The 7,969-nt window shown below is 29.6% G+C and carries 6 protein-coding genes; all 6 read right to left on the reverse strand.

From position 1 onward, the window contains the following. Nucleotides 1-1,358, reverse strand: a 1,358-nt coding sequence (locus ACIQ11_RS06945; protein ID WP_396153956.1) for a hypothetical protein, incomplete at its 3' end; no start/stop codon positions are given. A gap of 109 nt (nucleotides 1,359-1,467) precedes the next feature. Further along, nucleotides 1,468-1,704 (reverse strand): hypothetical protein, encoded by a 237-nt coding sequence (locus ACIQ11_RS06950; protein ID WP_396153957.1) that lies wholly within the window; start codon nucleotides 1,702-1,704, stop codon nucleotides 1,468-1,470. A 12-nt stretch (nucleotides 1,705-1,716) separates the two neighbouring features. Continuing rightward, on the reverse strand, nucleotides 1,717-2,829 hold the full coding sequence (locus ACIQ11_RS06955) for a DUF4268 domain-containing protein (protein ID WP_396153958.1): 1,113 nt from the start codon (nucleotides 2,827-2,829) through the stop codon (nucleotides 1,717-1,719). 100 nt (nucleotides 2,830-2,929) lie between these two features. Beyond that, complete coding sequence (locus ACIQ11_RS06960) at nucleotides 2,930-3,919, reverse strand: hypothetical protein (RefSeq protein WP_396153959.1); 990 nt, start codon at nucleotides 3,917-3,919, stop codon at nucleotides 2,930-2,932. Between the two features lie 13 nt (nucleotides 3,920-3,932). Continuing rightward, entirely contained in the window at nucleotides 3,933-4,202 is a 270-nt protein-coding gene (locus tag ACIQ11_RS06965; protein ID WP_396153960.1) for a hypothetical protein, read from the reverse strand. A 3-nt stretch (nucleotides 4,203-4,205) separates the two neighbouring features. Then, nucleotides 4,206-7,969, reverse strand: a 3,764-nt coding sequence (locus ACIQ11_RS06970; protein WP_396153961.1) for an Eco57I restriction-modification methylase domain-containing protein, incomplete at its 5' end; no start/stop codon positions are given.

Genomic DNA, 7,969 nt, shown 5'->3' on the forward strand with positions numbered 1-7,969 from the left:
TTTCTCGCAGAATGAACTTGAAATTCTCCTAATGAAAAATTATCTTCTCCGTATTTTATTGTTACGCTACTTTTTTCAGTAAAATCGTTTGAATAATCTATTAGGTTTGGTTCAAATGTTATGTTTTCCAAATCAGTTTTTCGAACAAGCTTTGAACTTATATTTTTTTCGTTTAAATACAATGACCATAAAAGAAAATCACATTCATTTAAAAACTTAACATATTCTCTTAAAAGTAAAGAAAGTTTCGTTTTGTCTTTTACCAAAACTCTAAATTTTTCTTCATTCATATTTCCATCATACCAACCTTTGTTTGAAAAATGTAAATCAAATGTTTTTGGAGAAGGTTGTCCCACTTCAGGCGGACAAACTTTGAATGATTTTGATTTATTGGTTTTTACAGATAATGTTGTGTTGTTTTCGAGATAAAAGTCAACACCACTTTTACTATGTCCGCCACGTTCTCTTTTTTCTGTTCCCGAATATTTTGTAGGTTTTAAAGGAAATAATGTAGATTTATAAGTAGAATAGTGTTTTTCAAACGCTTGTAAAATTATTTTATCAGAATTGTTTACTAATCTATCATTTTGTGTTCCTGAATCAAGACCAAACAAATTACATATTGCTAATTCTGCTGTATCACCAAGTAAAGAATTATTAGTTGCTTTTTCAACTTTCAATAATAATGGAAAATTATCTCTATGCAAGCGGATTTTATAACCTGTTCTATTTAAATGTAATTGTAATTCTAAAACTGTTTTGCCTTTATACTTTATTGTGTTTGATTCAACCCATTCCGTTGCTGTTGGTTTTGTAAAAGAAAAATTTTTGTAATCAAAAGTTAATTCAGGCAAATTCCCTCTTTTAATTATTTCATAGTCAAATGATTCTTCGTTTATGTAAATCCAACAATTGTAGTCACTTATTAATGCGTAATCAACTATTATTGGCAACATATCATCAATATTATTTATACAAAATTCTTTGAAATTTGTTTTATCGATTTCTTCATTAGATAAATGACCAAAAAAGTGATTAAAAGTTTCATCGCCTGCTTGTCCGACTACTTTTGGAGCAAACATTTTTCCGCTTCCTTTAAAAGTTCTAACGGAAAAAGTTTGGTTGTTTTCTAAAAGAAAATTATGAGGACATCTTTTAATAAATTTCGTAGTATACTCTTTAGTATCAGCCAAATATTGAACTGGTTTTTTGCCGCGAAATATTTTATTAATGATTTTTGATTCTAAAAAATTATCAAGTAAATTAGGGTCTACTCTTTCTAAAGAAATAGAATTTTCAAGTTTATACTTTACACAAATAGCGTATTGAAATGTAATTCCAAAAGTTTCATTATTCATTTCACTTTCTTTTTTTATATAAATAAATTTATTTTTTGTTTGTTTTTTGTTTCATCAATTTAATAAGTGAAACAGTAAAAGGCACTAATACTTTTACATTTGTTTTTTTTTAAAAAATTACCATCAAAATCAACAATAAAAAACCACCAGCATAAAACAATAGGCTAACCATACAACCTCTAGTTGTCCTAGAATAAACCCTATTATACAACGCCTTTTTTGGATTGGTAACCCAGCCCAAACCTCTTGGAGCCTTCAAACCTAAATTATGACGCACCACACGTTTTATAGAAGTACGAGCAGCTATTCGTTTTGTTATAGAGGGAATTCTAAATCCGAATTTCATTTTTTTGCTTGTTTATCTTCTACTCAATTCCTGAATAGGTTTTTTAAATGCTCTCTCAAATCGTGGAACAACATCTACCATAAAAGCAAACATTTTTTTCCAATCTTCTTGTTCATTAAAAATACTAACGTCATTTTTTTGACAATGAATTCTACTCATTTTTTTATCATCTAATCTTTCCCAAATCAATTCTGAACCAAAAACTTCTTCAATTTTTGATTTTTTTAAATATAAAGCATCAAATACTGCTTTGTTTTCTTCTTGGGTTTTTCCTACAATAGCTAATTCAATTCTAATGTAATTACGAGTACTAACACTTGTATAAGCAACTCCGCTAATACCACTTCCAGCACTCAACCAATGATCTTTACTCGCGCTTACATTTTGATATAACGAAGAAACTTTATTTATTTCTTTTAGATATTCCGACCAGAATTTGCGTCTAACCAAATGGCGTTCTTTGTTTTCTTCTTGAACACCTACCTCTTCTCTTGATTTATTTGCCATACTTATAACAAAATCCTCAGCTTCCTTAATTGGAATTATTTGTTCCATGTTTAAGAAAAGTTGCTCTCCAAGTCTAAAAGGTGTCGTTTTAAAACATTGAATTCGCAAACCGTAATTCATTAACCAAAGTACAGATGAAGTAACTTCTTTGCGAAATTCTCCTGCTATTAACATAATGCGTTGTGAATTACCAATGTTTAACTTCTCTCTAAAATCTTCTGTTTCTAAAAATTCAGTTAGTAGTTCTTCTGCAGTATCACTGCTTCCAACTTTTAACAGATACTGAGAAAAAATAGCGATTATTTGAGTTGAATTTAAAGTGGCGCAATAAGAAGCATATTTAATTACTTGCCAAGTAACATCTTTTCCAGTATCATCCAACTTATTTTCGATTATTACTAAATTTCCTTGTTTATCAACAGCCAACAAGTCTAAACGCTCATTAGTGTCATTAAAACCATCAAACTCTTTTTGAATAATTAAAATATCTTCATTTAAACAAGAAGGATTATTAGCAATCCATTCTTGCAGATGTTCACGCTCCCTAAAACCCAAATGTTTGAAAGTAGTGTTTTCAATTTTCTCTATACGATTAGTTTGTTGATTTATTATATACATAAATTATTATTATTATTTTTTTTTATAATTGATACTTCTAAAATGAAAGTATTAACTACGCTGAACTTCGTTTCGCGCACGAGCGGGGAAAATTATCTCATTAAACCTTTTTAGAAACTGTTTCTACAATATTGTTCACAAAGTTTGAAGTGCTTTTTTCTTCATTGGTATTATTATAACCGGTAGGTTGTGAGGAAAATAACTCTTTTGCGGCAATATCTAAAAGTTCAGGATTATTACCTTCTCGAGATAAATCTATTGCGACAGATAATGTTAATTTTTTATTTCTGTTAACTATTTCATTATGCTTGTTTGCATTATAATTTTTAACACTCACTTTTAAAGCGTATATCAAAATAGAATAAATTAAAACATATGAACTAATGTATTTGCCATAAGCTATGTATAACATTGTTTTGTCTTGGATTGCTAAACAACATAGGTCTTGTCTAATTCCAATTAGTCCAGATACAATAGTTGACCTAAAACAAACAACAAATATCAATACAAAAGATAATGTTATAGATGCTATTAACCATTTATTCGCATTACTTTTCGCATTACTTTCAGCCTCTCTATAACTATTACCTTCTTTATTCAAAAAAAACTTATTAAATGCTTCTTTTGATTTTTGATCAAATTGAGAATTTACTGAGTTTGCATTATCTAATAAAGTGCTTAATTCCTCAACTTTTATGTTTAATTCATTTTTTTGTGCATCTAACTCCTCTTTATAATTTGATAATTCTACCCATTTATGAAAATCAGTCAAATCCTTTGATTTATTTAATAAATCTTTAATCTTATTACAAAAATGAACTAATTTTTCAATGGCTTCAATTAATTCCGATTCAGCCATTACAATACAATTAATTTTTTCTAATTGTAACAATAAAGTTTCGTTAGAATCAAGATTCTTATTAATAAAATCGCTTACTTTTTGTTTACTTGTAGTACCCCATTCAACATATAATTTTTCTCCATAAATATTTTCCTGAATGTTATTTATTTCATCGATTAATTTATTAAGTTCTTGAATGATACGTTTAATAATATCATTCTGCTTACCATATCCTCCGTAACCTCCCATAAATTTCTATATTTTAAAAATCAATACTCCTTCTTACTAAATCTTGTTTTATTTTTTTAAATTCTTTTGAACTTATTCTAGTTTTATATGGTTCATTTATGTTTCGTTTTTCATAGCGTTTTAATTTAAAGCCGTTTTGACTTTCGAAATAAGCGGTATTGTTTTCATTATCAAAATAACTTGCAATTGATTTATATGGCAAACCATAAAACAACCAAGAAATAATAAAACTGATAGCAGCTCCAATAAATAATAATATAAAATCTTTTTGTGAAATATCCATAATTTACGATTCTTCCACAATCTCTATCTCCTCCTCACTTAACCCATACAACGCATACACCATAAAATCTATCTCTCGCTCTAAAGCAGATGTATCCGCAACCGGATTGTCTTTTTTGAGAGTAAGGATTTGGTCGACTTTGTCTTCAAATTTTGTTTCTAAACTTGTGTCTGGAACAACAATTGGTACATTTTCAAGAAATACTTTTTTATATCTGATTTTACCAACTAATTCACCACCCATGTAAAACTTTTTGAACAAAAAAGTAACTAACTTAGAATTTAACAATGCTGTTAAAAATTTTAATTTTTCACCAGAAATAAAAAAAACAGTTGCTTCAGGACAATAGCCATAAACATCATAATAAAACTGAGGTTCACTTACTATTTCTGAAAAAATTATTTTAGACTTTTTAAATTTATCTATGTAAGCGCAATTTCTCAAATTAGTCCAATGTTTCCCTTTATCACTTCTGATTTTTGCTTTTTCTTCAAATTTTAAAAGATGATTATATACATCTGGATAATCTTTTACAACATCAATTGCAGAATTGTTTTTATATCCATTATGAGTGTTTAATAGATATAATTTTGAAAAATTCGCATGATACTTTCTTGTATCTCTCCCTCTTAAAATAGGTTCAATTATTTCTGAATTTTTATTATTCGATTGTTCCAACTGATTTTTAACTTCTTCGTTTATGATAAACGCTTCATTATAACCTGTTTTAATTCCAAAATTAATTTCAATATCCCAATCCTTTAGTTTTTTTCCAATCTTAAGTGCTTTATCGTTAATATTAGTTAATGTGTTTTCAACAATATTCCAAGGTCCTGAATTAAATTGAATTTTGTTAATTGAATTTTGGATAATAAAATTTTTAATATCAAAATTCAATTGATCAAAATAATTATCAGGAAACTTTGTTGCATTAATTACTGTATTTTCTTTATTTTTTGAAAATGTAATAATGTTAGTATGAACAACTGCATTTTCAAAAATTAAATTTTGTCCGAAATCAATAACTTCAATAATATTTGTTTTACAACTTAAAAACTCTCGTAACTCATAACCATAATTAGCTCTCATCCATTTATTTGAAATAATCATAGTAGCGTAGTATTTACTATTAATTATTTCATTACTTAATTCTATAAATAAAGAATAAATATCACCGGTTTTGTTAAATGTTTCATATTTATTTGAAACCAAGTTTAAACTTGGTTCATTAGTTAAAGAAAAATAAGGCGGATTTCCAATCACCACATCAAAACCAACAAAATCGCCTTCATCGTTTAATACTTCAGGAAACTCAAAGCGCCATTCAAAAGAATGTTCGTAAATCTTATTATTTTTTACTTCCTCAATTTCGTTATCCAGTTTCTCAATTTCCTTTTCTAATTTTTCTTTCTCCGCTTTTCGTTGTTTCTCTAATTGCTTTTCAGTTTGTCCATAAGGTGTTTCAGGTTCAAACAAGAATGTTCCCGTAAAACGATGATATAATTCGCTTGCTAGTTTTTGACGCTTTGTTCTTCTTGGATCATTCAAACGTATTTCAGAAGAAAAGTTTTGCTTAATAGATAATATAAACTCTTCCATAGCCTTTTTCTCTTCTTTTGAAGAAGCGTTATGATAAGTTTTTACAGCATTTTTATAATCCGCTATTGATTTATTAGATTTTTTCAATGCTTCTTTCAAATCGGCATCCAATCCAAAACGAGCAATCAACGAGTTCCCACATTTAATGTTAATGTCAATATTAGGTAAGGTTTCCAACTCGATTTCGTTGCGGTAATAGGCATTTTTCAACAACTCAATCCACAAACGCAAACGGCAAATTTTAACAGAGTTCGGGTTAATATCTACCCCAAACAAACAGTTTTCTATAATGGTTTGCTTTTCATGAAACAAGGTTTCTTGCAAGCGTTGGCTTTCTTTGCTTTTTGGGTTGTAGGTAAACGGTAAGCCATCTTCATCGGTCACAATTAACTCATCGTTTACAATATCTACTTGGTATTCTTTCAAGCGTTTGCCTTCGCGGTCTACTAATACTTTTAAATCGTGTTTAATAGCAATCATTTCATTCAGCGCCGAAACCAAAAAGTGTCCTGAACCCACAGCAGGGTCACATATTTTTACGCTGTTAATAATGGTATTGGCTTCTTGGGTGTCTTCAATTTTATTATATAAGCCCTCAAAGTCTTCGCAGTTCCAACCTTTGGTTTCATTAAACTTTTGCACCACCGCACGGCGAATGGTTTCCTTACACATGTACATTGTAATGAAACTAGGCGTGTAAAACGAACCATCTTTATACCCATTAATCTTTTCAAAAATCAATCCCAATACCGAGGCATTGATTAAGGTTTTATTGTCTTCTTGTATTTCCTCGCTGCCTTCACTCGCAAAATCATAAGCATCTAAAAAGTCAAAGAAATAATCAATGGCTTTATGTGTGCCCGTTAGTTTTTTTCCGTTGACATCTTTTATAACCGTTCCACCTAATAATTGCAACGGAATATCATCTTCTAAACCAGCAATAAACAAGGTTTGATGTTCTAACTCGGTAGGCTCAAACAACGAACTATTCAAATAAGGCACTTTGGCAAACAAGGTTTTCACGCGGTCGTTTCTCTCTTCAGGTTTCTTGGCTAAGACCATGAAAAACAATGCATTCAAATTGTCATAATCGTGTAGCAATCCTTTGTGCAAAAATGAATAACTTTTGTCGCCCTTGTGATAACTAATCAATTGCGCTTCTAGTAATTTCAAAAACAAAATACGGTTGACCCACGTTATACACAATTCCAAACCAACGGTAAACAAGCGTTCTTCGTGCGTGTCGCCATATTGTTTTACATTGGGTAAACGGGATAATTTATCCAAACTATCCAATTGATTAATCACGTTTTCTAATAAAGAACCTGCATTTCGTTGTCCAGCTTTAGGGCGTTCAATAAGTTTTTTTCCGCCTTCTTTGGTTTCGGTTAACCCAATTAAATGCAGTAATTCGTTGTAAAAGTTTTTATCTAAGGAATTACTGTCATTGGCAAACGATAATTTCAATAAATGCTCTGGCGACAATAGTTTATAAAGGACAATCAACTTCCCATCGTCCAACTTATCGCTATTGCGTAAAATCTTGTCGTAAGACGCTAAATCAAAATACGTATATTCTAATTTGTCTACTATGGTTTCGATATATGGTTTGGCAATTTCTTTGTAGAAAAAATCAGTATTCTTTCCAGAAAGTTTACCTTCTTCAAAGTCTTGAAATTGTTTAACTAAGCTTTTGTTTTGAGCAAATAGTTTATCAAACAATTGAGCATCAAAAATGTACCATTCGTTAACATTGGTCGCTACTACATTTTTTACTTCTAAATTTTTATGAGTAATACGTTCACGCAAGAAATACAATACCATTTCTTGTAATGCCTTGCTATTGATGTTCTTATGCGAAATCATTTCGGCTTTATTCGACGGACTTTTGGCTTCAATAATAACACCCACGTTAGATTTCGCTTCTTTACCAATATGAATTACTAAATCGTTTCTTCCTTTGGTATTGATAAAATGATTTGGCGAATAATACGTATTCTTCAAGAAATCGGAAATCAAATTCTTGTGAAACTCTTCTGATTCTTTTTCTTTGATACTATCTAACAGTAGAATTAAATTCTGTTTAAACAACTCAATTCCAGAACGATTGGGTTTAATTTTAATAAAGGCTTTGTTTAATGCTTTGCGTGGTTCTATTAACATGAATG

It is taken from the genome of Flavobacterium sp. (assembly GCF_044361065.1).
GTDB lineage: Bacteria > Bacteroidota > Bacteroidia > Flavobacteriales > Flavobacteriaceae > Flavobacterium.

What these genes read in the sequence shown, in the direction of transcription:
- ACIQ11_RS06950 (WP_396153957.1), bottom strand. Translation starts at nt 1,704, where the DNA reads ATGAAATTCGGATTTAGAATTCCCTCTATAACAAAACGAATAGCTGCT.
- ACIQ11_RS06955 (WP_396153958.1), bottom strand. Translation starts at nt 2,829, where the DNA reads ATGTATATAATAAATCAACAAACTAATCGTATAGAGAAAATTGAAAAC.
- ACIQ11_RS06960 (WP_396153959.1), bottom strand. Translation starts at nt 3,919, where the DNA reads ATGGGAGGTTACGGAGGATATGGTAAGCAGAATGATATTATTAAACGT.
- ACIQ11_RS06965 (WP_396153960.1), bottom strand. Translation starts at nt 4,202, where the DNA reads ATGGATATTTCACAAAAAGATTTTATATTATTATTTATTGGAGCTGCT.